We start from the raw sequence: 24581 nt of genomic DNA, 5'->3' as shown, positions 1-24581 counted from the left end.
AACTAAGCCCTTAGCTGTGGTTAATAACCATAGTTAAGGGCTTTTTTGTCGTTGCCAAAGCATCTGTAGGGAGCTGCCAGTGGCAGGTCCTGTAGGTGCTTATTTATCTTTCAAGTGGTCTTTGAATGCTTCCACGAGAGCGTCACTTAATTCCTGTGATGGAACTTTTGCCCAACGCTGTGTGGTGTCGAACTCTGGATAATGGTAACGCCAGTTATCGTATTCTTCTCTGTTGATTTCTTCGGAAGATAGCTTGTCTGCCTGTTCTTTCCAAGCATACAGCATTTTGAGGAGTTCATATGCTTCTCTGCCTTTGTCCTTGTTGACCTTTAAGCATACCTCTCCGTCTGCTTCACTGACAGTAAGACCGTAAATATCTTCAAGGGTAAACAGAGTGTGCATAAGACCGATATAGCTGTCTATGTCAGGAACATCAAGAGCCTGTGGAGAAACATCAAGCACCTGTGCCAATGCATTTGTAAGGTCTGCTTTCGGTTTGCGTGTACCAGTTTCGTACTGTGCCAAACGCACATCAGCACTCTTTTCTGGAAAACCGATTGCTGTACCGAGATACTTTTGTGTCATACCACGCATTAGTCTGAAAAAATGTATTCTTTCGCTGATAGCCATAATGATACGCTCCTTTTATATTTAGTGAAATAAGTATAGCAGAAATGTTTAGTGGAAGTCAAGAAAAACCGAAACAAAAATGTTTAATATTTTCTTTGCAACCACTTGACAATAGCAAATATGTTTAGTAAAATAAATTACGAATTAAACAAATATGCTTAATGCGACAACTGAATGACCGTCCGAAAAGCCAAACCGCCAAGACCTCGTCGGAGCAAGTTCCGTATCGTTCGCTTGTGTGCAAGCACAAAAGCTCATTCGCTGCACTGCTCCTCCTCTTCCCCAAAAGTCTCCGACTTTTCGGGAACCCCTATACGAGCGAGCGCCTGATGTACTGCGGTGCATTGGGACAGCACAGCGCCTGCCGACAAGCAGGAGTGCCTGTTGGAACTTTAACACGGAGAAAGCGGCAAGCAAAAAATTATTTTAAGAAAGGAAGAAAAAGGATATGGAAAACAGATTTATCCGAGCCGAAGATGTGGCTCAGGAACTAAACGTATCAAAACCTTATGCATATAAACTCATCAGACAATTAAATGAGGAATTGAAAGCAAAGGGCTTTATTACGATTGCAGGGCGTGTAAATCGCCAGTATTTTTACGAAAGGCTCTACGGAGCAGGAAAGGGGGAAATGTAAATGCCGGTATTTAAGAATGAAGATAACGGTACTTGGTATGTGATGGCAAGGTATGTGAACTGGAAAGGGGAACGCAAGCAGAAATGCAAGCGTGGCTTTGCTACCAAACGAGAAGCACAGGAATGGGAAAGAATGTTCAAATTGCAGACTTCTTCAGACCTTGATATGAGTTTTGAAGCCTTTACGGAGCTTTATATCAATGATGTGAAGAACCGTTTGAAGGAAAACACGTGGCTTACCAAAGAGCATATCATACGCACAAAGATACTTCCGTATTTCGGGAAACTGAAAATCAGCGAGATTTCCACAAAGGAGATTATTACTTGGCAGAATGAAATGCTTGCCTATCGTGATGAGAAGAAAAAGCCTTATTCACAGACGTATCTGAAAACGCTGCACAATCAGTTGTCCGCCATTTTCAATCACGCTGTCCGCTACTATGAACTGCGTTCCAATCCTGCGGCAAAGGTGGGAAATATGGGACGTGAGGAACACAAGGAAATGCTGTTCTGGACAAAGGAAGAATACAAGAAATTCTCTTTTGAGATGATGGACAAGCCTGTTTCCTTTTATGCGTTTGAAATGCTTTACTGGTGCGGTATCCGAGAGGGCGAGCTGTTAGCTTTGACTCCGGCAGATTTCAACTTTGATAAGGAAACAGTCACAATCAATAAATCCTATCAGCGTTTGAAAGGGCAGGATGTGATTACTTCTCCGAAAACGAAAAAGAGCAACCGCACGATTAAAATGCCGAAGTTTCTGTGTGAGGAAATGAAAGAATATCTCGGTATGCTTTACGGATTGAAGAAGAAAGACCGTATCTTTACGGTGACGAAAAGCTATCTTCATCACGAGATGGACAGAGGGGCAAAGGCGGCAGGCGTGAAGCGTATCCGCATTCACGATCTCCGTCACAGCCACATTTCACTCTTGATTGATATGGGCTTTTCTGCGGTGGCGATTGCTGACCGAGTTGGTCACGAAAGTATTGATATTACTTATCAGTACGCACACCTCTTTCCGTCAAAGCAGATTGAGATGGCAGAAAAATTAGATGATTTAGGGAAAGGAGATTTTGAAAATGTCAGCTAAGAACAGAGATAACAAAAATCGTTGGAGGAATATCACAGTAGGGTTTCGAGTATCGCCCGAAGAAAACGAACTCATTAACAGAGCTGTAGCTCTATCAGGATTGCCAAAACAGGAGTATTGTTACCGCCGTTGCTTAAATCAGGATGTGGTGGTACAGGGCAATCCGAGAGTGTATAAGGCGTTGAAAACGGAATTTGCCACAGTCCTTGCGGAACTGAAAAGGATTGAAGCAGGAAAAGGTGTGGATGATGAACTGCTGAGTGTAATAGAACTGATTTCCATTATTCTCGGCGGTTTGAAAGGAGAGGATGCGAATGGAGAATAAAAAAGAAATGACTATTCCAAATGTATCTGCGGCAACAGATGCGGAACAGTCACTTTCCAAATGTACTGACAATAGTATAGTCAATCAGGATACGGATTTCAAGGGGTACGAGCAATCTTTTGAAGAAATGCAAAGGGAAATACTCAGACAGTTAGACCCTTCCTATCTGAAAACAGTATCAATGACAACGCTGTATGATACGGTGTTTGAGGTTCAGACACCACTTATCGACGGTCTGCTCCAAAGGGGAACTTACCTTTTCGTAGGTTCCCCGAAAGTGGGAAAGAGCTTTATGATGGCACAGCTTGCCTATCATATCAGCACAGGCACACCGCTTTGGGAGTATAAGGTGCGTAAGGCAACGGTGCTTTATTTTGCCCTTGAAGATGATTACCCACGTTTGCAGAAGCGATTGTTTCAGATGTTCGGTGCAAAGGAGACAGGCAATCTGTATTTCGCAACGGAATGTAAAACGGTCAATGGCGGACTGGAAGAACAGATAAGAGGGTTTATGAGGGAACACCCAGACACAGGCTTGATTATCATAGACACCTTAAAGCGTGTGCGTGAAGCAGGCGGAGCAGATTACAGCTACGCAAGTGATTATGATGTTGTGGCAAGGCTGAAAGCGTTGGCAGACAGTTACAAGGTTTCAATGCTTATTGTTCATCATACACGCAAACAAAAATCGGAAGATATATTCGATATGATTTCAGGCACGAATGGTCTGATGGGTGCGGCAGACGGTGCATTTGTTCTCAGTAAGGACAAGCGTACTTCCAACAATGCCACACTTGATGTTGCTGGCAGAGACCAGCAGGATATGAAAATCCATCTTGTAAGGGACAGCGAGCGATTGGTGTGGAACTTTGCAAAATCGGAAACGGAGATGTGGAAAGAACCGCCCGAACCTCTGCTTGAGAAGATAGCGGATACGCTCTTTTCGGAAAGTGACAGATGGGAAGGAACTGCTTCGGAACTTTGCGAAAGGCTTGCGGTGGATATAAAGCCGAATGTACTTTCTTTAAGGCTCAGTATCAACGCAAGCAGGCTGTTTCGTGATTACGGTATCCGTTATCAGAACAGCCGCACACACGACGGAAGAAAGGTTTCACTTTGGAAAGAAACCGAGCAGACGGCGTGACAAACGGTGTCAAAGGTGTCAATGTTTTTGAGAGCAGCACGCTGTGAAAAACATTGTCACCATCGTCACACTTTGACACCGGATAAAGTTTAGGGGAGTGTGCAGAGAGTGCCTTTTCAAAGGCGGCTCTTTGGTCTCGCCTGCTGGCTCGGTCGGTTCGCAGGCGTGTGTGCCACCGGCACACGCTCACCCCTCGGAGAGCCTTCGGAGAACGCAAAACCTGTTTACAGGTCGCATTTTTGATGGGTGTACCCGTCAAAAGTGCTTTTGCGTTACTTTTGACAAAAGTAACAAAACCTGAGAATGTTGAAATTTACAGATGGGAGATGAAAAAATGCAGAGAACGATAAGTGCAATGGTCGGTAAAGGCTCGGTCAATCACAATAGCCGAAAGTTCCGAGCAGAAAATGTAGACGGAACTCGTACTCATCTCAATATCGACTACTGCAATGAAAATATAAAGACAGTTTATCACGAATTGTTTGATGAAGCATTGGAAAGATACAATGCCAAGCAGATAAGGTCAGACCGAAAGATAAAAGATTATTATGAAAAAATCCGAAGTTCCAAGCAGGAAAAACCGTTCCACGAAATCATTTTACAGGTGGGCGGTAAGGGAAATATGAACGCCGATACGGAAAACGGAGAACTGGCAAAGCAGATTTTAGATGAATACTATCAGGGTTTTCAGGAGCGAAATCCACAGCTTCGGGTGTTCTCGGCTCATCTGCATATGGATGAAGCTACACCACATCTGCACATAGATTTTGTACCTTTTACCACAGGCAGCAAGCGTGGACTTGATACAAGAGTGTCACTAAAGCAGGCTCTTGCAACGCAAGGTTTTAAGGGCGGCAGTCGTGGCGATACGGAGTGGTCGCAATGGATACAGTCCGAAAAAGAACAGCTTGCGGCGGTGATGGAACGTTATGGGATTGAGTGGGAACATTTAGGCACACACGAAAAACATCTTTCTGTTTTGGATTATAAAAAGCAGGAAAGAGAAAAAGAAGTGGCGGCATTAGGTGCGAAAATCGAGCAGAAACAGATTGAATTTGATGTGTTGTCGGAACGAGTATTGAACTATGATAAGGCAAAAGACGAGCTGTCAAATCTTGAAATAGAGCTTGATACTGCACCGAAATATCAGTTGCCAGAACCAGAGAAATTTATGACTGCAAAGGCATATAAAACCAAAATGGCAGAGCCGGTTGTAAGGAAATTGAAGCAACTTGTCAAAACGGTGCTTGCCCGCTGCTTTGAGGGGTGGGACAACTATCATAGGCTGAATACAGCGAATGCACAGTTATACCGCACCAATCAGTGTTTGGAGAAAGTCAATGAAAGATTGACCGAAGAAAACAAAATCCTAAAAGCAGAAAATAAAGATTACAGCCTGCTCCGTAAGGTTTTTGGTCGCAAACAGATAGATGATTTGTTGGAGCAGGCAAGAACAGTTAAAGGTCGCAAGCGTGATAATACACGATCACGATAGACAAAAATCACAGGAGGAAAAGGAAAATGACAAAGACAATTTTTGAAGAAATGGGCGGAACTTATAGACAGGTGGGTGATTATTTATTGCCGAACATCACAGTACCAGCCGAAGAAGAAATAGAGCCGATTGGTTTATGGGGGAAACGACATGCAAGGCATTTAAAGGAACACTATAAAGTGTTATATATGAACCTGCTGACAAGCGGAAAGCTGCATAGTTATCTTGCAGAAGTCGATAAGCAAGCAGAGGATATGTTTCTTCGACTGGTAAAGGAATATGCCGACAGACAAGATGTGACGGAACAATTAAAGAAAGATAATCCCTACGAATGGATTGGAAGAATGAATAATATTCAGGCTTGTGTGAGGGAAGTTGTAGGAACGGAGTTGATTTACACATAAGCGTTTTACGGTATGGTGCTCCTGCGTTTGCTGGAGTGCTGTGGTTGTGGTTGTAAAGAGGTTGTGAAAGATTGAATTTCGTAATGGTTGGATGTATAATTAGGAAGTGAAAATTTTAATTTGCACTTCCATAAGGTGAAATGTATTGACACAAAAAATACAGTATGATAGTATTGCCATTAGAAGAAAGAAAGGCACATTTTGTGTAAGGTGAGGAAATGATTAATAGATAATTTGATTTAAGTAAGACACATATAGTTATTGAGCCTGTAGAGAATAGGTTTGTTTTGTGTACGCTTAAGTTGGATTATCGCAAGAGGCATTTCCTTTGTTTTCCTTTTGGAAAAGAAATAAGGGTCTATTTAGCGAGTCTATTTTTGCGTATGCAAAAAAGACTCGTTTTTGTGTGTTCAAAATAATAATTGGCTCAGACTTCGAAAAGGAGAAACTTTAATGTTGCAGATAAAAAAATTAAATTTAACACATAAAAAAGACCTGAGAATAATTCTTAATGATTTCAACCTTGTGCTAAATGATGGAGATAAGGCAGTTATTATTGGAGAAGAGGGAAATGGGAAATCGACATTAATGAAGTGGATATACAATCCGTCGCTTGTAGAAAACTATATAGAAGCAGATGGGGAAAGGATAATGGGACACGAACGTCTTGGTTATCTTCCGCAGGAGATGCTCGATGAAGATAAGGAAAAAACAATATACGAATATTTTTCTGAAGAGGAAATATTCTGGGAGAAAACGCCTAAAGAATTGTCTGTTATTGCGGGAAAATTTGGAATGAAAAATGATTTTTTCTACAGTAACCAGACAATGGGTAGTCTTTCAGGAGGCGAAAAAGTCAAGACACAACTTATGAGGCTTTTCATTCGCGATGTTTCTGTGCTGTTGTTGGACGAACCTTCCAATGACATCGACATTGCGACGCTTACATTACTGGAAAAAATCATAAATGACTGGAAGCACATTGTGCTTTTTATTTCACACGATGAAACGCTGATAGAGCGTACTGCCAACATGGTGATACATATCGAGCAGATTATACGAAAAACAAAGGCGAGATATACCGTGGCAAAGCTTCCCTATAGACGCTATGTGGAAGAACGGCTTCATAAATTTGAAATCCAAAAACAGCGGGCACTGAGTGACCGTAGGGAGAAAAAGATTCGCGATGAAAAATATCAAAGAGTTATGCAGAGTGTACAAGGTGCATTAAGAAGTTGTACCAGACAAGCACCGTCTGTTGCCAAAAACTTAAAGGACAAAATGCATACGGTTAAGGCAATGGAACGAAGATTTGAAAAAGAAGATGAAAATATGACTCAGATGCCGGAACAGGAAGAAGCAATCTTTGTCAAATTAGGGGATGAAAACTCACACATTCCCGCAGGAAAAACGGTCATAGAATATGAACTTTCAAAGCTTGTGACTCCGGATGGCAAAAGAATTTTAGCAGAAGGAATTCATTTAAAAATAAAAGGTTCAGAAAAAATCTGTATGATAGGAGCCAACGGGGCAGGAAAAACGACTCTTCTAAAAAAGATAGCGGAAGAACTCCTAAATCGGAATGACATTAAAGCAGAATATATGCCTCAAACTTATGAAGACCTGCTGGATTTGGATGTTACACCGGTTGATTACCTTGATAAAACAGGAGATAAAGAAGAGCGTACAAGAATTAGAACATACCTTGGTTCACTTAAATACACACCAGATGAAATGGAGCATCCGATTCGGGAGTTATCAGGCGGACAAAAGGCGAAAGTGCTTCTCTTGAGGATGAGCTTAAGTGGTGCAAATGTTCTTATTCTGGATGAACCGACAAGAAATTTTTCACCATTGTCCGGTCCGGTAATAAGAAAAATGCTCCGAGAATTTCCGGGGGCTGTCATTAGCATTTCTCACGATAGAAAGTATATTGAAGAGGTGTGCGATAAAATATATCAGCTAAATCCTAATGGATTACAGCTAATTGGTGATTGATAACAAAAAGGATGAAAGACTGACAAATTTCAGGCTTTTAGTGAGTTGGAAAGCATACAAAGATTTGAATTTGGAGGATAGATTATGGTACGTACAGAAGATGCATGTGAAATTATAAAATATGCTTTGCAAAACGAAATTAAAGTATATTTAGATGGCGGATGGGGTGTTGATGCACTTCTTAAAAGAGAATCAAGAATACACAATGATATTGATTTGTTTGTTGAACTGAAACATTATCATGATTATATTTATGTGATTAAGCAGCATGGATTTGAGGAAGTAAATACTGATTATACAACGGATGGTCATACTGTCTGGAAAGATGATAAACAAAGAATCATTGATTTACATTGTTTTGAATTTACAGATGACGGAATTGTTTATGAGGGAGATATATTTCCATCAAAAACTTTTTCCGGTATTGGAAAAGTTGGAGATATAACTGTTTCTTGTATTGAACCATTGAGTCAGGTAATGCTTCATTTGGGATATGAACACGATAAAAATGATGTGCATGATGTGATGCTGTTGTGTGAAACATTTCAAATAGCAATACCAGATGAATATAAGGAAAAGTAAAATTTCAGTTTTGTGTTGAATCTCTAAGCAAAATAGCTTATAATTTGACATGCTACATATAGTTATTATCCACAGTTATCGAGTAGGTGTTATCAATGCCGATAACAAAATGATAACATTAGCTCGTATAGGCAGGATAATATGGATATATCAAATAATCAAAAGAACGAGAAACATTACAGAGAATAATTCCTAAACAAAAAGCGTTAGTCTTTGTAGAGTTTGAATAATATATTAGAGCCAAGAAATGCCTATTTTACGGGCTTTCTTGGCTCTTTCTATGTCCGTTGACAATCAAATGACAATACTTTTTTAATATTATTGTAAATAATTTCTTCTTATTTAGCTGGGAATTGACTCTTCCAGTCTAAATACTCTTTTTCTGTAATCTCTTCATTTCTGAATTTCTGGTACATATCAGCCCATGTTCCAATATGATCCAGCATATTTAAAGAATCATGTCCTTTGTCTTTAAACATGAGTTGTGGTACGCCGGACTCATCTCGGTAGGCGTGCAGACCATATTGATCCTCTAAAGCAAATAATGCGTGCATGACACTAACATAAGTATCAAAGTTTGGATCAGACATGGCGTATGGACTGATCTTTAATGAGTTTGCTATTTTTTCCAATTGTTCTGATGATGGAAAACGATTCCCAAGTTCATAATTTCTAATTGCCGATTCGCTCAATCCGGACATGATTGCCAATTCTTTCTGTGTATATCCTTGATCGATCCGGAATTTTCTTATTTTCTCACCTACTGTCATAAGAAAACACTCCTTTGCTGATTGTTACTTAAAAGTATAGCATAAACAGTTCAAAAATGAAATATAAAAATAAACCGTTCATTTTTGAAATTATTCTATTGACAGTACGGAAATGAAATGTTATGATGCATATACACCGTTCGATAATGAACTGAAAAAGAAAGGAGGGATATAGATGGCTAGTAAATTATTTATATCAGCAAAAGAAGTAGCAAAAGAATTAGAAGTATCTGATTCCTATGCGTATCGTTTGATCCGTCAGTTAAATACTGAATTGGAGCAAAAAGGTTTCGTTGTTGTCAAAGGAAAAATCAGCCGTAAATATTTTGAAGAACGAGTTTACGGTATGAATGAAATGGAATAGTAGGAGGTGATGTTTTGACAGTAATTAAAAACCAAAAGTCAAATACTTACGAGGTAAGAACCTATTATAAGGACTGGACCGGCGTAAGAAAGCAGAAGACGAAAAGGGGATTTAAACGCAAATGTGATGCCCAGGAATGGGAAAGAGCGTTTAAATTAAAGGAGAATTTGAGTCTGGATATGTATTTTGAAGATTTTGTGGATCTTTATCTGAATGATATCAAATCTAGAATCAAATATAATACATGGCTGACGAAAAAGCATATTGTAGAAAAAAAGATTCTCCCATATTTTTCGAAAAAGAAGTTGCAGGAAATAAAACCTTCCGATATTCGACAGTGGCAGAACACCATGATGAACTATCGGAATAAACAAGGAGAAGGCTATTCGCAGGTCTACCTAAAGACCATCCATAATCAGCTGAGTGCGATTTTGAATCATGCGGTTAATTTCTATGATTTGAAGAGCAATCCTGCACGTAAGGCAGGATCTATGGGAAAAGAAAGAACAAAAGAAATGCTTTTCTGGACAAAAGAAGAGTATATGAAGTTCATTGAAGCGGTGGCGGATAAGCCAATTTCCTTTTATGCATTTGAAATCTTATATTGGTGTGGAGTGCGTATGGGAGAGTTGTTAGCGCTGACACCGGCAGATTTTGATTTTCAGGCGTGTACGATCCGGATCAATAAATCTTATCAAAGATTAGGGGGGAAGGATATTATTACGGATCCTAAGACTGCAAAGAGTAATCGCATGATTACCATGCCGGAGTTTTTAAGTGAGGAATTAGAATCGTACTTAAGTATGCTGTATGGATTGGATGAAAATGACAGGATTTTTCAAATTTCAAAAAGTTATCTTCATCACGAAATGGATCGGGGAGTGAAGTTATCAGGCGTGAAGAGAATTCGTATCCATGATCTGAGACATTCCCATGTGTCATTATTGATCAATATGGGATATTCTGCGGTGGCAATTGGAGAAAGGGTAGGGCATGAAAGTGTGGAAATCACATATCGATATGCACATTTGTTCCCGACAATTCAAACAGAGATGGCGGAAAATCTAAATCAGGAAAGAGAGGAATATCTGGATGAGTGAAAAAAATATGGACAGCAAGAACCGGTGGCGTAATGTAACCATAGCGTTTCGAATGTCTCCAGAAGAAAATGAAGAGCTAGATTTAAGAGTAAAACTTTGTGGATACCAGACGAGACAAGAATATATCATTGAAAGCGTTTTACATCAAAAAGTCACAGCAGTAGGAAATCCGTTGATGTTAGTACAGTTTAGAAAACAGCTTCGAGGGATTGAAGAGGAACTAAAAAGGTTAACTACATTAGAGGATGCCGATGAAGAGTTGTTTACACCTATTCGAACAATGTTGGAGATATTAAATGCATTTGCAGAAGAAAGAAACTATGAAAAAAGGAAAAAAGAAAAAGCCCAGAAATAATCTGAGCAAGTTCCCTGATCATCAGAATAACTGATATATCACCTTAACAACTTGAGTATATCACAAAATTGTTGTTGCAACAATTGTTAAATTCTGTTTGCCAGGGACTTGCCCGGTTGGGCAGGAGGTGGAAATGGAAGAGAATTATAGAGAAGTAAAAAAGGCAGAACCATGCCTGAAATTGATCCACATGGATCAGGTTGAAGTGGAAGAAATCAAATGGCTCTTTTATCCCTTCATACCATACGGGAAGGTCACCATTATTCAAGGAGATCCTGGAGAGGGGAAGACCACCGTGGTGTTGCAGATCATTGCAAAGTTAACAAAAGGAGAAGCAATATTAAGTGAAACAAGCGAAGGAAAATCCGAAGAGACAGGGGTAGAGCCAATCAATGTGATTTATCAAACAGCTGAAGATGGATTGGGCGATACGATCAAACCAAGATTGTTAGCGGCAGGGGCAGATTGTTCCAGAGTCTTGGTAATTGATGATCAGGATCAGCCATTAACAATGGTAGATGCAAGGCTGGAAGAAGCGATTATACAGACAAAAGCAAGACTTGTAGTATTAGATCCAATTCAAGGCTTTCTAGGGGCTGGTGTTGATATGCATAGGGCAAATGAGATTCGCCCATTGATGAAAAGAATCTCTGTATTAGCAGAGAAATATCAATGTGCCATTATTCTGATCGGTCATATGAATAAGAATAGTAATGGAAAATCATCCTATCGTGGATTGGGTTCTATTGACTTTCAAGCGGCAGCAAGAAGCGTATTGATTGTTGGAAGAGTGAAAGATGAACCGGAAATCCGGGTGATCTGTCATGTAAAGAGTTCTCTTGCTCCGGAAGGAGATGCTATCGCCTTTCGATTAGACAAAGAAAAAGGATTCCATTGGATTGGAAAATATGACATCAGTGCAGAGGACTTATTGTCTGGTGATGGACGAGGGCAAAAGATCCGAAGTGCGAAAGAATTTTTAAAAGAGATCTTAGAGAATGGATCAATGGAACAGGCAAAAATAGCGGAAGAAGCAGAAGAACGAGGAATTAAAAAGAAAACACTTTGGAATGCGAAGAAAGAGCTGCAGATTGATTCCGTGAAGATAGGGAATAAATGGTTTTGGATGTTACAAGACGAGTAAAGGAAGATGGCAAGATTACCATATCTTAAAGAATAGGGAATCTTGCCACCTTGAATAAAAAGGAGTGAAGCGATGAAAAAAGTACAGATTGATTATGAACTGTTTCGAAAATTGATCTTTTATCATCTGGGTTCAGATGATCAGTATGAAGAAGATATTCGAAATGGCTTGGAAGACAAATTGGATGCATTAGTCAGACATGAACTTTATACGAAGTATAAGACGGCTCCTTCTGAGGAAGAGCAGGAGAAAGCACGACAGGATTATTTGGATAAACGTGGAGTGTCAGCCGGTTATCGATGGTGATGTTTGTTTGGAAAATATAGAACAGGAGCGTGGCACGCACCTGTATAATACCAAACAAGGATAATTGCTGTAGGGTGTAGCCGATACGGTACTGGCTGATTTGGAAGCTCCCGGCAGGGCGCAAGGGTACTTTTGATGGACGTTAGGCTGTCGAAAGTGCTTTTGCGTTACTTTTGACAAAAGTAACAAAACATGATCGCCATATCTGGCGTTTTAAAATGAATGAAAGGAGATTTATTGAAGAGGACGATTAGTTTTATGACAGGAAAAGGCTCCCTGAAGCATAACAGTAGAAAATTTCATGCAAAGAATACGGATCCGAACAGAACTCATTGGAATGTTGAATATTGTAATGAAGATATCAAAGACGTATATCATGAATTATTTGACGAAGCCTTGAAGCGTTACAATGATAAACAGACTCGAAAAGATCGTAAGATAGATGATTACTACGAAAAGATACGTTCCGGGAAACAAGAAAAATTATTTCATGAGGTTATCCTTCAGATCGGTGATAAAGACAATATGGGATCAGAAACGATGGAAGGACAACTTGCTGCAAAGATATTAGATGAATACATGAAAGGATTTCAAGAACGGAATCCTACGTTGCGAGTATTTGCTGCTCATCTGCATTTAGACGAAGCAACACCACATCTACATATTGATTTTATTCCCTATGTTACAGGAAGTAAGCGAGGACTTGATACAAGAGTATCTTTAAAACAAGCCTTATCGTCATTAGGATTTAAAGGTGGCTCCAGAAGTGAGACGGAGCTAAATCAATGGGTACAATCGGAAAAGCAAAAATTAGCCATGGTCATGAGGGAAAATGAGATAGAATGGGATCAAAAAGGAACTCATGCACAACATCTTTCTGTGTTGGATTACAAGAAAAAGGTTCGAGAACAGGAAGTAGAAGAATTAACGGAACATAAGAATTTATTGGAACATGATTTGCATGATATCAGTGAATGTGTGGATGAGATCCAAAAGGAAAAAGAACAGGTAGAAAAAGAGAGAGATGCGGTAATAAAAAAGACAGAAGTTTTAGAGAAACGATTTTCTGCACTAAATTCAAAAGCTGGACTTGTTGACTCACATGCACGTGAGTATGGATATTACCCGGAAGAATGGCTGCCTGAAGCTGGAACTTTAGAGTCAGCAAAATCTTATCGGAAGAGAATATTTCCTTTGCTGAAAAAAGTTGCGAATATGATACAGTCATTATATAGCAAATATTTAGAGCTGAAAGACAGAAATCGAAAGCTATCCGATCGAAATATGGATCTTGAAAATCGTGTAGATCGATTGCGAGATGAAGTGTCTATTATAAAGAAAGAGAATTTAGCTTTGTTAAATGTGGCATATGATCTGGAAAGAGCAAGAAATATGCTTGGAAAAAGTAAGGTTGATGATGCGATAGCGATGGCGAAGCGTTTGGAACAGGTAAATGCAAAACAAAAAGCCAATAAGAAACACATAGATAGAGATGTTAGATAAACGAAGATAAAAGGAATTGATAGAAGCCAATTGGTGCTCCAAAAGTACGGTCTAGACGTTGCTTTTTTGAGTTGAAACTCAAAGGGCATAGTTTTATATAGGCAGGGAGAGGAGACGGCTCTGGCGGATCTTTTGGAATTTGGTGAATAGGTTTTTGGGTAATGTAAAAATAAGAAAAGCTTAAATAGATTTTGAATAAGTAGTGTGGTATAATAAAAAGAAAAACGAAACTTTGAATTTGGAAGGGGTAAATTCATGGCATTAAAATTAATTAAAGGCAGTTTACAATACAAAAATCAAATTATAGAAATGATTAAAGAGTGGAAATCGCATAACGACGCCCATAACGCAAATACTTCGCCATGGGCTATATTTAAAAATGATTATGATGATTTTGAATATTATTTGAATAATTTAGAAATATCAACCACTGAAGATGGATTTGTTCCTGATTCTACTTTCTTTTGTTTAGATGAAGACAGGAATATTATTGTTGGCGCTGTTAATATTAGACATTATTTAAATGAATATTTATTAAAATATGGTGGTCATATTGGAGATGGTATAAGACCAAGTGAAAGAAGAAAAGGCTATGCAACCAAAATGATTGGCTTGGCTTTAGAAGAATGCAAGAGACTTGGCATTGATAAAGTTTTATTGGTTTGTGATAAAGACAACATTGGTTCTGCTAAATCGATTATCAATAATGGCGGAATATTAGAAAATGAAGTTTTAGAAGAGGGTAAGTTAATACAAAGATATTGGATTACGCTATAACTTTAAATTTCAGGTTGTAGGGGCGTTGGAGTGCTATCTGAAAGTATTTAAACACTATGATGTAAGAGCATCAGATGAATTTTGAGATATACGATATAAGTTGCTGACAATAAAATGACAATACAATTTGATGAAATCACAGCAAATACATACAAAACAGTTCGAAAACGAACGGATTTAAGACTAAAACAAAGCAGAAGAACTACAATGCAAATAGAACTTTACGAGTTTGAATAATAAAAATTTTCTGGAATCCCTTATAAACAGGGCATTTCCGGGCAGATAAAGTTCTATTTGATAACAAAATGATAACACGAGAGATTTTGGCATTATTTATCCGGAATCTTGTGGTTATCAGGTAATATGTGTGAAACCAACAAAAAGGTCTTACTGAATTGAGTGAAATCAATTTGGTAAGGCCTTTTTTCGTTGGTTTTTATTTGCAGTTTTTCGGATAATTATACCGCCACTGATCATATTCTTCCTGAGTGATTTCTCCGGATTTCAGCTTTTCAGCTTGTTCCTGCCATGCATGGAACATATCAAACATAGAAAGGTAGGTGGTTCCCTTGGATTTGTCCAGCCGGAGGCAGAGTTCTCCGTCAATCTCACCAATATGAAGTCCGTAAAGGTCTTCTAATGTAAATAAGGTATGCATAAGCCCTACATAGCTGTCGATATCTGGGACAGCCAGTGCATGCGGAGAGATTTCAAAAATATCAGCCAGTGCATTCAGATAGTTTTCTTTTGGACTGCGGGCACCTTTTTCATACTGTGCAATACGGACATCAGCCTGTGATTCGCTGAATCCGAGCTGTTGCCCTAAATATTTCTGCGTGTATCCACGCAGAAGTCGGAAATGGTGGATTCTTTCTCCTATTGCCATAGTTTTACATCTCCTGTCTTTTTCTTGATAGGTTGAGTATAACATATCTGTATAGTACAGACAAGAAAAACCATACAAAAAAGTATAGAATTTAACACTGAAAGCACTTGACCAATACAAAAAAGTATAGTATCATACAAACTATACATAAATGTATAGTGACAAACAAAGGAGGGATTTACAATGAGTAAAATGTTTATGAATGTAAAAGAGGTCATGGAAGTCCTCGAAGTCTCAGAATCCTATGCTTATAAGCTGATGAAGCGACTCAACAGAGAATTACAGGCAATGGGCTGTCAGACAATCGCTGGAAAAGTTGACCGTAAATATTTTTACGAACAGTTCTACGGAACCAGATCAAATGATGGGAGGAATTAGGAATGGCAATTTACAAGAACAACAATGGCACTTGGTATGTAATGATCCGCTATCAGGACTGGACAGGTGCAAGAAAGCAAAAATGTAAAAGAGGATTTGCTACGAGAAAAGAGGCAGCGGACTGGGAATTACAGTTTAAGATGCAGAAAAAAGCAAGTCTGGATATGACAATGGAAAGTTTCTGTGCTTTGTATGAAGAGGATGTAAGACCATCTCTGAAACAGAGTACCTGGCTTACCAAAGAAAATATTATCCAGAAAAAGATTCTGCCTTATCTGGGACAGCGTAAAGTGTCGGAAATCACAGCAAAAGATGTGATGGATTGGCATAACCAGATGAGAAAACTGAAAACAAAGACAGGAAAACTTTTGTCTCCAACGTATCTGAAAACGATACATGGACAGTTAAGTACCATTTTTAATCATGCAGTGAAATATTATGACCTCAGTACTAACCCAGCGAGAAAAGCTGGAGCATTAGGAACAGAGGAAGGAAAGGAAATGCTGTTCTGGACAAAAGAAGAATATAAACTTTTTGCAGAAGAAATGATGGATAAGCCTCTTTCGTATTATGCGTTTCAGCTACTCTACTGGTGCGGAATACGTTTGGGAGAACTTCTGGCTTTGACTCCGGCGGATTTTAATTTTAAAAAGAAAACGCTGCGAATCAATAAGTCCTATCAGCGGTTACAGGGAAAAGATGTAATTACGACACCGAAAACGAAAAACAGTATCAGGACAGTTGTGATGCCACAGTTTCTATGTGATGAAATGCAGGATTGCCTGAAATTATATTACAGTTTAAAAACTGATGACCGTATTTTTCCTGTGACAAAATATTACCTGAACCATGAGATGGAAAGGGGATGCAAAGCATGCGGTGTCAAGAAAATCCGTGTTCATGATCTTAGGCACAGCCATGTATCTTTACTGATTAATATGGGATATACAGCTCTGGCAATTGGAAAAAGAGTTGGTCATTCAGCAGAAAAGATCACTTACCGTTATGCACACCTGTTTCCATCGGTACAGTTAGATATGGCAGAGCAATTAGATGTGGAAAATATGAAGGAAGAACCGAATGAAATGGGAGGAGGACTTGCAAATGTCAGCTAAATGCCTGGATCAACAGGGACGTTGGAGAAATAAAGTTGTAGCGTTCCGAATGTCACCAGAGGAAGATGAACTTCTGGAAACAGCAGTTCGCTTATCAGGATTGACGAAACAAGAGTATATTATCCGGAGATTACAGGAAAAAGAGGTTGTAGTAACCGGGAATCCGAGAGTGTACAAGGCATTGAAAAATGAACTTGCAAAGGTACTGAATGAATTGAAGAGTCTGAAAAAAGGAGAAAATGTGTCAGAAGATTTACTGGAAGTAATTCGGTTGATTACAGTAACGATGGATGGAATGAAAGATGAATAAAAATGCCTTTAAGTGTCGGCAAACACCTAAAGGCAGGGATTTGGTAGAATACTCTTCCAAAATGTTTCTATGAGTATTCTATCAAAATCCATTCTTTCTTTCAACGGGAAAATATGGAGGAACTGATGGAAAACAAAGTAACAGAAGCAAAGAAAACAGTACAGAAAAGAATGGAGCCGAAATTGAAGCTTATCAACATGGATAGGGTAGAAGTTGAACAGATTGAATGGCTGCTCTATCCATTTATCCCATATGGGAAAGTAACGATTATCCAAGGAGATCCGGGAGAAGGAAAGACTACAATGGTACTTCAGATCATTGCAAAACTGACTAGAGGAGAAGCAATTCTTCCGACAGTTTCATTAACTGATGATAAAGAAAATGCAGAAGTGCCTGTAAATGTGATTTACCAGACAGCAGAGGATGGTTTGGGAGATACCATAAAACCCAGATTGCTTGCTGCAGGTGCAGACTGCTCCAAGGTGCTGGTCATTGATGATACAGACCAGCCATTGACAATGGCAGATATCCGGCTGGAGGAGGCAATTATACAGACAAAAGCAAGAATGGTTGTACTTGATCCAATTCAGGGATTCTTGGGAGCCGAAGTTGATATGCACCGTGCAAATGAGATTCGTCCGCTGATGAAGCGCATCGCAGTGCTGGCAGAAAAATATCATTGTGCGATTATCTTAATCGGACATATGAACAAAAACAGTAACGGAAAATCTTCCTACCGTGGCCTTGGCTCCATTGACTTTCAGGCAGCAGCAAGAAGTGTCCTGATTGTTGGCAGAATCAAGGAAGAACCAGAAACGAGGGTGGTGTGCCATACGAAAAGTTCTTTAGCACCGGAAGGAAAATCTATTGCTTTTCGATTAGATAAGGATAATGGATTTGAGTGGATTGGAGAATATGATATCAGTGCAGACGAGTTGCTTAATGGAGATGGCAAGGGACAGAAAAGCCGGAAAGCGAAAGAATTTCTGCTTGAGATACTGGCAGATGGTGGTATGTCACAGAAGAAAATATTAGAAGAAGCTGCGAAGCGTGGAATCAAAGGAAAAACGCTGAGAAATGCGAAGTCAGAACTGGAAGTAGATTCGGTAAAACGGGGAAATCAGTGGTACTGGGTGCTGCCTGAATAGAAAAGGAAGATGGCAAGGTGACCATATCTTAAGAAAAGGGCATCTTGCCACCTTGAAAGGAGATAGGATGAAAAACAGAAATGTGCAGATCTCATACGAGTTGTTCTTTCAACTTTTGCAATATTTTTTGATGGAAAACTATGAAAGCGAAGAAATAATTCGGCAGGGATTGGAAAGAAAGTTGGATACAATGGTCAACCGAGAATTATACAGCAAATATAAAACTGCACCGACAGAGGAAGAACGGGAAAAATCCCGGCAGGAATATCTGGACAGGCGGGGAATACCAGAGAACTTTCGATGGTAAAGATTTTCTCTGATTGCCTTATTACAGGAGCGTGTCACGCACCTGTAGATAGCAGACAAGGAGAGGTCTGATAAGGTGCAGACGGAACGTTATGGATATATTGACAATTTGTTAGTTGAAAAATTGTAAAGGGGGCTCTGAAACAAGGCGTCCTTATGGAAAACGATAAGTGGAAGGGAGAATGACACCATGAGAGAAGGAAGATTAGGATACAACAGTTATAACAAAAGATATGGATTATTATCATCAGATTTATGGATTGATATGGGATTTCACTGTGGAGAATGTTTGGAAGTGTTGCTTGATGATGAATGGGTTCAGACCAGGATGGAAATGAATCCTGCAAGAGAATGGTATCTTGTAGGAACACCGTATTGTGGTGATCTGGAATATATCCTGGCAAGGATACCTGGATAAGTCAGCCATACAAGTAACGCAGGAGTGAACCGACCAACGGGAGGAATAGCCCCCGGCAGGGCGCAAGGGTACTTTTGATGGACGGAACGGCTGTCGAAAGTGCTTTTGCGTTACTTTTGACAAAAATAACAAAACCGCCGTATCCGGCGAAGATTTCTTTTTATGCCATTGCTGGCAAATATACAAATTTATGTGCCATATCTGGCACTGGTTTTAGAAAGTGAGGTGAGGAAGATGACGATGAAACGAACAATCAGCGGTATGATCGGGACAGGTTCTCTGGCTCATAACAGACGAGATTTTATAGCAGAAAATGTTGATCCAGACAGAGTACAATTAAATATTTGTTACCAGAATGAGAATCTGAAAGAAGTCTATAAAGAGCTGTTTGATGAAGCAGTAGAACGGTATAATGTCGGGAAAAGAAAAGATCGGCAGATTACAAATTATTATGAAAAGATTCGCCAGGGGAAACAGGAAAAGCTGTTCCATGAAGTGATTTTCCAGATTGGAAACCGAGAAGATACGGCTGTTGGAACAGAAGAGGGGGAGCTGGCTGTAACGGTACTGAATGAGTATGTGAAAGATTTCCAGAAACGAAATCCGACACTTCGGGTATTTAGTTGCTATCTGCATCAGGATGAAGCTACTCCACATCTGCATATCGATTTCATTCCTTATGTAACTGGTTGGAAAGGAAAAGGAATGGACACCAGGGTTTCACTGAAACAAGCATTAAAAAGTCTGGGATTTCAAGGTGGAAATAAGCACGATACGGAGATGAATCAGTGGATAAATCATGAAAAAGAAGTTCTGGCTGAGATTGCAAAGCAGTATGGAATTGAATGGGAACAGAAAGGTACTCATGAGGAACATTTGGACGTTTACAATTTCAAAAAGAAAGAACGGAAAAAGGAAGTACAGGCACTGGAACAGGAAAAAGAATATCTGACAGCAGAGAACGAAGGATTGGCCTTACAAATTGCAGAATCCAGAGAAGACGTACAGCTTTTGAAGGAAAGTAAAGAACAGGCGCTTAGAGATAAAAAAGCAGCAGAAAAGCGTGCAGAAACAGCAGAAAAACAATTAAAAAGCCTGGAAGAACGCAGGGAACAGTTACAGCCGATTATGGATAATGTGAGTAAGGAAATAAAAGAATATGGAACAGTTAAAATGTTGTTACCGGAAGCTGGCACGTTGGAACGGGCAGCGACCTACCGGGACAAAAAAATCAAACCGCTGTTTCTTCAGATAAAAAATAAGGTTGGGGCAATGGTTGCACAGGTTAAAGAACTTACAAAAGAGGTGGAAAATTGGAAGAGCAAATATCAAAAGCTGAAACAAAAATATAACGGTATTCAGAAGGAGTTGGATGATATGCGTAAAGAAAATCATAAATTATCAGAAGAAAAGAATATAATGCAAGGCGTTTCTGATAGGTATGATCGTGTTGTGCGTGTTCTGGGAATAGAGACGGTAGATGCGGCAGTAGAGCAGGATATTCGCAATGAGAAAGCTCTGGAAGAAAAGCAGCGGATGGAACAAATGCCGAAGGGAAGTATTCATGAAAGATTAGCCTGGGGAATAAAAAAGAGTGAGATGGAGAATCAGCAGCGTAAGAAAAATAAATCAAAAAATAGAGAAATGGAGAGATAAAATCATGGAAAAACACATTTATGATGAAAAGAATGGATTAAGCTATACCCTGTGTGGAGATTATTATTTGCCGGATCTGGTATTGAATGAAGAAGAACCGACATATGGAAAATATGGAATGTTACGGAAACAGTTTTTGAAAGAACATAGACCAATACGGTATCAAAACTTGTTATTATCTGGCAAGCTGACAGCACATCTGAATCAGATTGACCAGGAAGCAACAGAGCAGGTAGAAGTGTTAATGAAACAGATGGTAGAAAAACAGGGTGTAAATGAAAACTTAAAGAGGCAGGATCAGATGAGGTGGGTTAGATTGATGAATAATGTCAAAGCCGGCGCGGAAGAAATTGTGATGAGAGAAATAATTTATGTGTAAGAATAGATGGTAGAGACATGGGATAAAAATTAATTAGAAGTTAAAAAAACAGAATGATAATTAAACAAAGGCTCAATTGTAAACATGAACTAGTAACGATATAATTATAGCGAGAACAGGAGGTGAGAACAATGCGTATTGGTGAACAGATAAAAAACTATAGAAAAACTGTGGGATTAACACAAGAACAGGTGGCAAATTATCTGGGAGTGTCAACTCCTGCGGTAAATAAATGGGAAAAGGGAAATACATATCCGGATATCTCATTACTTCCAGCTTTGGCACGATTATTGAAAATTGATATGAATGAATTGTTTTCGTTTCGTGAAGAATTGACTGAAAAAGAGATTGGACTATTTGTGAATGAACTTTCGGAAGTTTCATTGGACAGCTTTACAAAGGCTTTCGAGATGGCATCTCGTAAAATACAGGAGTATCCTCATTGCGACTTATTAATTTATAAGATCGCAACTGTTCTGAACGCATCTTTGACTTTGTCAGATCTTAATGATGAAGAACGAATGGAATATAATACAACTATCATTGAGTGGCTGGAACGAACAGCAGATAGTCAGGATGAAAGAGTGAGAAATTCAAGTGTTTTTATACTTGCAACGAAATATGTCCAAATGGAGAAATATGAAGAAGCAAATGTCCTTTTGAAAAAAATTCCTGATACTGTAATTGATGCAACGATTATGAAAACAAGTGTACTAGCGCATCAGGAAGGAACAGATACTGCTGCGTTATTCTTGGAGGGAAAATTGCTACAGGCAGTTATCAATGTCCAAAGCTACTTGTATAAGTTAATAGAAATGGAAGAAGAGACAGGAAATCATGATAAAGCAGAGAAAATTGCTGAGATTACAGATCAAATGATATCACTGTTTGGACTATGGAATTACGGCAACACAGTGCCATATCTGCTGATTGCTGGATATCGAAAAAACGTAGAAAAATGTATTCAATTAATTAAGCAATTATTAAGCGAATCACAGAAGCCTTGGAATATGACACAATCCCCTTTGTATTACAGGTATGAAGATACTGCACAGGGAAAAGCCTTTTCGGGAATTGGAAAAAATTTTGTTCGTGAATTGTATTCGGAAATTGAAAATAAGAAAGAGTATGAATTCTTGAGAGGGAATAAGGAACTCGAATCAATTTTTGAGGAACATTTAAAATAGGTTGTAAAAAATATATAGAGATAGAAAAGCTGTAAAAATCTACGTTGAATTTTACAGCTTTTTGTGTATAATAAAAGTAACAGAAACAATATGGATATGGACTGCATAGTAGGTTGTGCTCATGAGCGAGAAGCGAATGCGAATGTCCGCTTTATCAAGGAAAGGAGCTGAAAAAATATGGCAAATATTTTACCAGTGTCTGATTTGAGAAATTATAATGAAGTTCTGAAGAACTGTCATAAAGGAGAACCAGTATATCTGACAAAGAATGGCAGAGGACGTTTTGTAGTTATGGATATTGAAGACTATGAGCGCGATCGTGCAGAGAAAAAGCTTCTCCTGAAGCTGCAGGAAGCTGAAGAAGCAGTGAAAGATGGCGAAGGTTGGTTGAATCTGGACGAATTGAAAGCACTTGTGGGGGAATAAGATGTTAAAATTGCGGATCAATCCGATTGTTGCAAAGGATTTGAAAAACATCCGAGATTATATTGCTGAAGATAACGAAGAATATGCAGCAAAGACCATAAAGGAAATTTACGGTAAATTTGAAAACCTTCAGATGTTTCCTGGAATGGGGTCAGATCTTTCAAAACGAGTCAGCTTTCGGACGGACTATAAATATGCGATATGGGAAGATTATGTGATTATCTACAAGATAGGAAAAGAATATGTAGAGATTTATCGTATGATTAATAGATATCAGGATATTACAAGGATTTTTGAGTAAGATTTATAATACTTAAAAAGCCGGTGCATGAGGAAGCATAATTATGGATAAAGTAATAATTTGGGTTAATGAAAACAAGGAATGGTTTTTTAGCGGTATTGGAGTAACTATTGTAACATTGATATTTGCAGCAATAAGAAAAGTATTTTGTAAGAAAAAGCAAGAAAAAAAGCAGACAAGGATAGAGCAAGTTAATTATGGTACAAAAAGTACTCAAATAGGAATTCAAAATAACTATTATACGAAGGAGAAAAGCGGTGAGTGATGAAACAAAAATAATACAAAAAGCAGCACTGGGATCTGATACAACACAGATAGGGGAACAAAATAATTATTATGGTATGACAGCGGAAGAAGCGAGCAATTTAGCTATAAAACTGTTTATGGATAATTTCCCCAGACTGCAAGAGGAAGCAAAAAAGATTGCTAAAGAGCGAGCAGAGGAATTATGTAAAGATATAGTAGACAAACTAGAAAAACAAGGAAAAACAAATTTCTCTGAATTTTCAGATCCGGACATTCAATATATTTTAAATAAGTCGCATCAGGAGTATGCACGATTCGGAACTCAAATATTACGTGATTTGTTAAGCAATCTTATTGTTAACAGAATAAATTATGATAATGACTACTATATGAAAATCCTTTTAGATGAAGCTGTAGAAATTGTAAAATCACTATCGGAAGTTCATTTAAATTATCTTTCACTAATATTTTTATGTAAACAAACAAAGATGAATGGTATTAATTCTATTGAATCACTTAAAGAGCATTGTGAATACATTTGCGCAAAAATGCCAGTTACAAATGGAATAGAGAGCAGTATCCCTTTTTTGCATATGCTTAGATTATTAACTATTTCTTTAGGAAGTGCAGCTGAGGTGTATTCTGAACAATATAATCTGGATATAGATAAGGTTAAAGAAATTTTACCATTAGCAATGAATAGTATTCCTGGGGATTATAGTTTAACACCAGTGGGAATTATAATTGCAATTATAAATATACGCAATAAAACAAATTTAAATTTAGAATTCAAAATATGGATAAAATCTATTTGAAAAAATATCGAGGAATTGTCTTAGAAAATGATAACATATTTTTGATAACAAAATGATAACACCGTTCAGTACGGCCTGTGGACTTTGGACAGTGGAACACATATAAAACCAGATAGAACCATAATCTCTATACAAAAATGTATAGTGATAAGATTTTATTTGCGAGTTTGAGTAGCTTGAAAAATTGCGGAAAAGCCCATAAATAAAGACTTTGCGGGGTGTCGAAAAGACCAAATGGAGTGCAAATGGAGTTTAAAAAATATTTTTTTCTCTTGTTTATATTCCAGATTCACCTGCAAATTCCGTGAAATCAGTTATTCTCATAAAATAAAATTAGAGTAAATATGAAGAACAGTTTGTTTTGATTGAAGTGATTTTCGTCAA

31 protein-coding genes are annotated in these 24581 nt (G+C 38.5%); 28 read left to right on the top strand and 3 right to left on the bottom strand.

Annotated elements, in window-relative coordinates:
- Window positions 1–99: 99 nt before the first annotated feature.
- Window positions 100–630 carry a helix-turn-helix domain-containing protein gene (locus tag ACYPXO_RS01625; RefSeq protein ID WP_009247529.1) on the bottom strand — a complete coding sequence of 177 codons (531 nt, stop codon included), beginning with the start codon at window positions 628–630 and terminating at the stop codon, window positions 100–102.
- A 448-nt stretch (window positions 631–1078) separates the two neighbouring features.
- On the opposite strand from ACYPXO_RS01625, the gene ACYPXO_RS01620 reads away from it, so the two are divergent.
- The 8 genes from ACYPXO_RS01620 to ACYPXO_RS01585 all read left to right on the top strand — a co-directional run bounded on the left by ACYPXO_RS01620 (window position 1079) and on the right by ACYPXO_RS01585 (window position 8307).
- Window positions 1079–1267: a helix-turn-helix domain-containing protein gene (locus ACYPXO_RS01620; protein ID WP_009247528.1), complete on the top strand. Its 189-nt coding sequence runs from the start codon at window positions 1079–1081 to the stop codon at window positions 1265–1267.
- Window positions 1268–2359, top strand: coding sequence for a site-specific integrase (locus ACYPXO_RS01615; protein WP_009247527.1), 1092 nt, complete (start codon window positions 1268–1270; stop codon window positions 2357–2359).
- Entirely contained in the window at window positions 2349–2684 is a 336-nt protein-coding gene (locus ACYPXO_RS01610) for a plasmid mobilization protein (RefSeq protein ID WP_009247526.1), read from the top strand. Before ACYPXO_RS01615 ends, ACYPXO_RS01610 begins: the two co-directional genes overlap by 11 nt.
- Complete coding sequence (locus tag ACYPXO_RS01605) at window positions 2674–3828, top strand: AAA family ATPase (protein WP_009247525.1); 1155 nt, start codon at window positions 2674–2676, stop codon at window positions 3826–3828. Before ACYPXO_RS01610 ends, ACYPXO_RS01605 begins: the two co-directional genes overlap by 11 nt.
- A 355-nt stretch (window positions 3829–4183) precedes the next feature.
- On the top strand, window positions 4184–5323 hold the full coding sequence (locus ACYPXO_RS01600) for a plasmid recombination protein (RefSeq protein ID WP_459638983.1): 1140 nt from the start codon (window positions 4184–4186) through the stop codon (window positions 5321–5323).
- A 26-nt stretch (window positions 5324–5349) separates the two neighbouring features.
- Window positions 5350–5727, top strand: a complete 378-nt coding sequence (locus ACYPXO_RS01595; RefSeq protein WP_009247523.1) for a TnpV protein — start codon at window positions 5350–5352, stop codon at window positions 5725–5727.
- 453 nt (window positions 5728–6180) lie between these two features.
- On the top strand, window positions 6181–7725 hold the full coding sequence (locus tag ACYPXO_RS01590) for an ATP-binding cassette domain-containing protein (protein WP_009247522.1): 1545 nt from the start codon (window positions 6181–6183) through the stop codon (window positions 7723–7725).
- 84 nt (window positions 7726–7809) lie between these two features.
- Complete coding sequence (locus tag ACYPXO_RS01585; protein ID WP_009247521.1) at window positions 7810–8307, top strand: nucleotidyltransferase domain-containing protein; 498 nt, start codon at window positions 7810–7812, stop codon at window positions 8305–8307.
- A 338-nt stretch (window positions 8308–8645) separates the two neighbouring features.
- On the opposite strand, the gene ACYPXO_RS01580 is transcribed toward ACYPXO_RS01585, so the two are convergent.
- Complete coding sequence (locus tag ACYPXO_RS01580) at window positions 8646–9077, bottom strand: helix-turn-helix domain-containing protein (RefSeq protein WP_016439640.1); 432 nt, start codon at window positions 9075–9077, stop codon at window positions 8646–8648.
- Window positions 9078–9252: 175 nt separating this feature from the next.
- Here ACYPXO_RS01580 and ACYPXO_RS01575 point away from each other — a divergent pair, with 175 nt between their 5' ends.
- The 7 genes from ACYPXO_RS01575 (at window position 9253) to ACYPXO_RS01545 (ending at window position 14626) form a co-directional block, all read left to right on the top strand.
- The gene (locus ACYPXO_RS01575) at window positions 9253–9441 is read left to right on the top strand and encodes a hypothetical protein (RefSeq protein WP_008976824.1); all 189 of its coding nucleotides are present in this window, start codon (window positions 9253–9255) and stop codon (window positions 9439–9441) included.
- A gap of 14 nt (window positions 9442–9455) precedes the next feature.
- A complete protein-coding gene (locus ACYPXO_RS01570; protein ID WP_459638952.1) occupies window positions 9456–10541 on the top strand; it encodes a site-specific integrase in 1086 nt (361 codons plus the stop codon).
- On the top strand, window positions 10534–10896 hold the full coding sequence (locus tag ACYPXO_RS01565; RefSeq protein WP_213048845.1) for a plasmid mobilization protein: 363 nt from the start codon (window positions 10534–10536) through the stop codon (window positions 10894–10896). The genes ACYPXO_RS01570 and ACYPXO_RS01565 overlap by 8 nt, the downstream gene beginning before the upstream one ends.
- A gap of 133 nt (window positions 10897–11029) precedes the next feature.
- Window positions 11030–12040 carry an AAA family ATPase gene (locus ACYPXO_RS01560; RefSeq protein ID WP_213048846.1) on the top strand — a complete coding sequence of 337 codons (1011 nt, stop codon included), beginning with the start codon at window positions 11030–11032 and terminating at the stop codon, window positions 12038–12040.
- A 72-nt stretch (window positions 12041–12112) separates the two neighbouring features.
- The gene (locus ACYPXO_RS01555) at window positions 12113–12346 is read left to right on the top strand and encodes a complexin-2 (protein WP_213048847.1); all 234 of its coding nucleotides are present in this window, start codon (window positions 12113–12115) and stop codon (window positions 12344–12346) included.
- A gap of 258 nt (window positions 12347–12604) precedes the next feature.
- Window positions 12605–13849, top strand: coding sequence for a plasmid recombination protein (locus ACYPXO_RS01550; RefSeq protein ID WP_213048848.1), 1245 nt, complete (start codon window positions 12605–12607; stop codon window positions 13847–13849).
- Window positions 13850–14104: 255 nt separating this feature from the next.
- The gene (locus tag ACYPXO_RS01545) at window positions 14105–14626 is read left to right on the top strand and encodes a GNAT family N-acetyltransferase (protein ID WP_120092907.1); all 522 of its coding nucleotides are present in this window, start codon (window positions 14105–14107) and stop codon (window positions 14624–14626) included.
- Between the two features lie 436 nt (window positions 14627–15062).
- Here the strand turns inward: ACYPXO_RS01545 and ACYPXO_RS01540 are convergent, their stop codons facing one another.
- Window positions 15063–15512: a helix-turn-helix domain-containing protein gene (locus tag ACYPXO_RS01540; protein WP_390428890.1), complete on the bottom strand. Its 450-nt coding sequence runs from the start codon at window positions 15510–15512 to the stop codon at window positions 15063–15065.
- A gap of 183 nt (window positions 15513–15695) precedes the next feature.
- On the opposite strand from ACYPXO_RS01540, the gene ACYPXO_RS01535 reads away from it, so the two are divergent.
- The 13 genes from ACYPXO_RS01535 to ACYPXO_RS01475 all read left to right on the top strand — a co-directional run bounded on the left by ACYPXO_RS01535 (window position 15696) and on the right by ACYPXO_RS01475 (window position 24197).
- Complete coding sequence (locus ACYPXO_RS01535; RefSeq protein ID WP_005611072.1) at window positions 15696–15890, top strand: hypothetical protein; 195 nt, start codon at window positions 15696–15698, stop codon at window positions 15888–15890.
- Between the two features lie 2 nt (window positions 15891–15892).
- Window positions 15893–17005: a site-specific integrase gene (locus ACYPXO_RS01530; protein ID WP_459638951.1), complete on the top strand. Its 1113-nt coding sequence runs from the start codon at window positions 15893–15895 to the stop codon at window positions 17003–17005.
- Window positions 16995–17315: a plasmid mobilization protein gene (locus ACYPXO_RS01525; RefSeq protein WP_118600112.1), complete on the top strand. Its 321-nt coding sequence runs from the start codon at window positions 16995–16997 to the stop codon at window positions 17313–17315. The genes ACYPXO_RS01530 and ACYPXO_RS01525 overlap by 11 nt, the downstream gene beginning before the upstream one ends.
- Window positions 17316–17440: 125 nt before the next feature.
- Window positions 17441–18463 (top strand): AAA family ATPase, encoded by a 1023-nt coding sequence (locus ACYPXO_RS01520; protein ID WP_294411977.1) that lies wholly within the window; start codon window positions 17441–17443, stop codon window positions 18461–18463.
- A gap of 67 nt (window positions 18464–18530) precedes the next feature.
- Window positions 18531–18770, top strand: a complete 240-nt coding sequence (locus tag ACYPXO_RS01515) for a complexin-2 (RefSeq protein ID WP_390428885.1) — start codon at window positions 18531–18533, stop codon at window positions 18768–18770.
- Window positions 18771–18959: 189 nt separating this feature from the next.
- Complete coding sequence (locus ACYPXO_RS01510; protein ID WP_390428883.1) at window positions 18960–19187, top strand: DUF5348 domain-containing protein; 228 nt, start codon at window positions 18960–18962, stop codon at window positions 19185–19187.
- A 234-nt stretch (window positions 19188–19421) separates the two neighbouring features.
- On the top strand, window positions 19422–20843 hold the full coding sequence (locus tag ACYPXO_RS01505; protein ID WP_459638950.1) for a plasmid recombination protein: 1422 nt from the start codon (window positions 19422–19424) through the stop codon (window positions 20841–20843).
- A gap of 4 nt (window positions 20844–20847) precedes the next feature.
- A complete protein-coding gene (locus tag ACYPXO_RS01500; protein WP_390428879.1) occupies window positions 20848–21222 on the top strand; it encodes a TnpV protein in 375 nt (124 codons plus the stop codon).
- 131 nt (window positions 21223–21353) lie between these two features.
- Window positions 21354–22409 (top strand): helix-turn-helix domain-containing protein, encoded by a 1056-nt coding sequence (locus tag ACYPXO_RS01495; protein WP_459638949.1) that lies wholly within the window; start codon window positions 21354–21356, stop codon window positions 22407–22409.
- 177 nt (window positions 22410–22586) lie between these two features.
- Window positions 22587–22835, top strand: coding sequence for a type II toxin-antitoxin system prevent-host-death family antitoxin (locus tag ACYPXO_RS01490; protein ID WP_025580702.1), 249 nt, complete (start codon window positions 22587–22589; stop codon window positions 22833–22835).
- A 1-nt stretch (window position 22836) separates the two neighbouring features.
- Complete coding sequence (locus ACYPXO_RS01485) at window positions 22837–23136, top strand: type II toxin-antitoxin system RelE/ParE family toxin (protein ID WP_390428817.1); 300 nt, start codon at window positions 22837–22839, stop codon at window positions 23134–23136.
- Window positions 23137–23179: 43 nt separating this feature from the next.
- Complete coding sequence (locus ACYPXO_RS01480; protein WP_025581299.1) at window positions 23180–23401, top strand: hypothetical protein; 222 nt, start codon at window positions 23180–23182, stop codon at window positions 23399–23401.
- Window positions 23394–24197 carry an LPO_1073/Vpar_1526 family protein gene (locus tag ACYPXO_RS01475; protein WP_390428819.1) on the top strand — a complete coding sequence of 268 codons (804 nt, stop codon included), beginning with the start codon at window positions 23394–23396 and terminating at the stop codon, window positions 24195–24197. Before ACYPXO_RS01480 ends, ACYPXO_RS01475 begins: the two co-directional genes overlap by 8 nt.
- Window positions 24198–24581 lie beyond the last annotated feature (384 nt).

The sequence above is a fragment of the Faecalimonas canis genome, assembly GCF_054601575.1.
The sequence above is the reverse complement of the archived record's forward strand: the minus strand, read 5'-3'. Positions and strand labels throughout refer to the sequence as shown.

Bases quoted from the DNA above. Each gene is read 5' to 3' on its own strand.
- ACYPXO_RS01625 (WP_009247529.1), bottom strand. From the start codon at position 630: ATGGCTATCAGCGAAAGAATACATTTTTTCAGACTAATGCGTGGTATG.
- ACYPXO_RS01620 (WP_009247528.1), top strand. From the start codon at position 1,079: ATGGAAAACAGATTTATCCGAGCCGAAGATGTGGCTCAGGAACTAAAC.
- ACYPXO_RS01615 (WP_009247527.1), top strand. From the start codon at position 1,268: ATGCCGGTATTTAAGAATGAAGATAACGGTACTTGGTATGTGATGGCA.
- ACYPXO_RS01610 (WP_009247526.1), top strand. From the start codon at position 2,349: ATGTCAGCTAAGAACAGAGATAACAAAAATCGTTGGAGGAATATCACA.
- ACYPXO_RS01605 (WP_009247525.1), top strand. From the start codon at position 2,674: ATGGAGAATAAAAAAGAAATGACTATTCCAAATGTATCTGCGGCAACA.
- ACYPXO_RS01600 (WP_459638983.1), top strand. From the start codon at position 4,184: ATGGTCGGTAAAGGCTCGGTCAATCACAATAGCCGAAAGTTCCGAGCA.
- ACYPXO_RS01595 (WP_009247523.1), top strand. From the start codon at position 5,350: ATGACAAAGACAATTTTTGAAGAAATGGGCGGAACTTATAGACAGGTG.
- ACYPXO_RS01590 (WP_009247522.1), top strand. From the start codon at position 6,181: ATGTTGCAGATAAAAAAATTAAATTTAACACATAAAAAAGACCTGAGA.
- ACYPXO_RS01585 (WP_009247521.1), top strand. From the start codon at position 7,810: ATGGTACGTACAGAAGATGCATGTGAAATTATAAAATATGCTTTGCAA.
- ACYPXO_RS01580 (WP_016439640.1), bottom strand. From the start codon at position 9,077: ATGACAGTAGGTGAGAAAATAAGAAAATTCCGGATCGATCAAGGATAT.
- ACYPXO_RS01575 (WP_008976824.1), top strand. From the start codon at position 9,253: ATGGCTAGTAAATTATTTATATCAGCAAAAGAAGTAGCAAAAGAATTA.
- ACYPXO_RS01565 (WP_213048845.1), top strand. From the start codon at position 10,534: ATGAGTGAAAAAAATATGGACAGCAAGAACCGGTGGCGTAATGTAACC.
- ACYPXO_RS01560 (WP_213048846.1), top strand. From the start codon at position 11,030: ATGGAAGAGAATTATAGAGAAGTAAAAAAGGCAGAACCATGCCTGAAA.
- ACYPXO_RS01555 (WP_213048847.1), top strand. From the start codon at position 12,113: ATGAAAAAAGTACAGATTGATTATGAACTGTTTCGAAAATTGATCTTT.
- ACYPXO_RS01550 (WP_213048848.1), top strand. From the start codon at position 12,605: ATGACAGGAAAAGGCTCCCTGAAGCATAACAGTAGAAAATTTCATGCA.
- ACYPXO_RS01545 (WP_120092907.1), top strand. From the start codon at position 14,105: ATGGCATTAAAATTAATTAAAGGCAGTTTACAATACAAAAATCAAATT.
- ACYPXO_RS01540 (WP_390428890.1), bottom strand. From the start codon at position 15,512: ATGGCAATAGGAGAAAGAATCCACCATTTCCGACTTCTGCGTGGATAC.
- ACYPXO_RS01535 (WP_005611072.1), top strand. From the start codon at position 15,696: ATGAGTAAAATGTTTATGAATGTAAAAGAGGTCATGGAAGTCCTCGAA.
- ACYPXO_RS01530 (WP_459638951.1), top strand. From the start codon at position 15,893: ATGGCAATTTACAAGAACAACAATGGCACTTGGTATGTAATGATCCGC.
- ACYPXO_RS01525 (WP_118600112.1), top strand. From the start codon at position 16,995: ATGTCAGCTAAATGCCTGGATCAACAGGGACGTTGGAGAAATAAAGTT.
- ACYPXO_RS01520 (WP_294411977.1), top strand. From the start codon at position 17,441: ATGGAAAACAAAGTAACAGAAGCAAAGAAAACAGTACAGAAAAGAATG.
- ACYPXO_RS01515 (WP_390428885.1), top strand. From the start codon at position 18,531: ATGAAAAACAGAAATGTGCAGATCTCATACGAGTTGTTCTTTCAACTT.
- ACYPXO_RS01510 (WP_390428883.1), top strand. From the start codon at position 18,960: ATGAGAGAAGGAAGATTAGGATACAACAGTTATAACAAAAGATATGGA.
- ACYPXO_RS01505 (WP_459638950.1), top strand. From the start codon at position 19,422: ATGACGATGAAACGAACAATCAGCGGTATGATCGGGACAGGTTCTCTG.
- ACYPXO_RS01500 (WP_390428879.1), top strand. From the start codon at position 20,848: ATGGAAAAACACATTTATGATGAAAAGAATGGATTAAGCTATACCCTG.
- ACYPXO_RS01495 (WP_459638949.1), top strand. From the start codon at position 21,354: ATGCGTATTGGTGAACAGATAAAAAACTATAGAAAAACTGTGGGATTA.
- ACYPXO_RS01490 (WP_025580702.1), top strand. From the start codon at position 22,587: ATGGCAAATATTTTACCAGTGTCTGATTTGAGAAATTATAATGAAGTT.
- ACYPXO_RS01485 (WP_390428817.1), top strand. From the start codon at position 22,837: ATGTTAAAATTGCGGATCAATCCGATTGTTGCAAAGGATTTGAAAAAC.
- ACYPXO_RS01480 (WP_025581299.1), top strand. From the start codon at position 23,180: ATGGATAAAGTAATAATTTGGGTTAATGAAAACAAGGAATGGTTTTTT.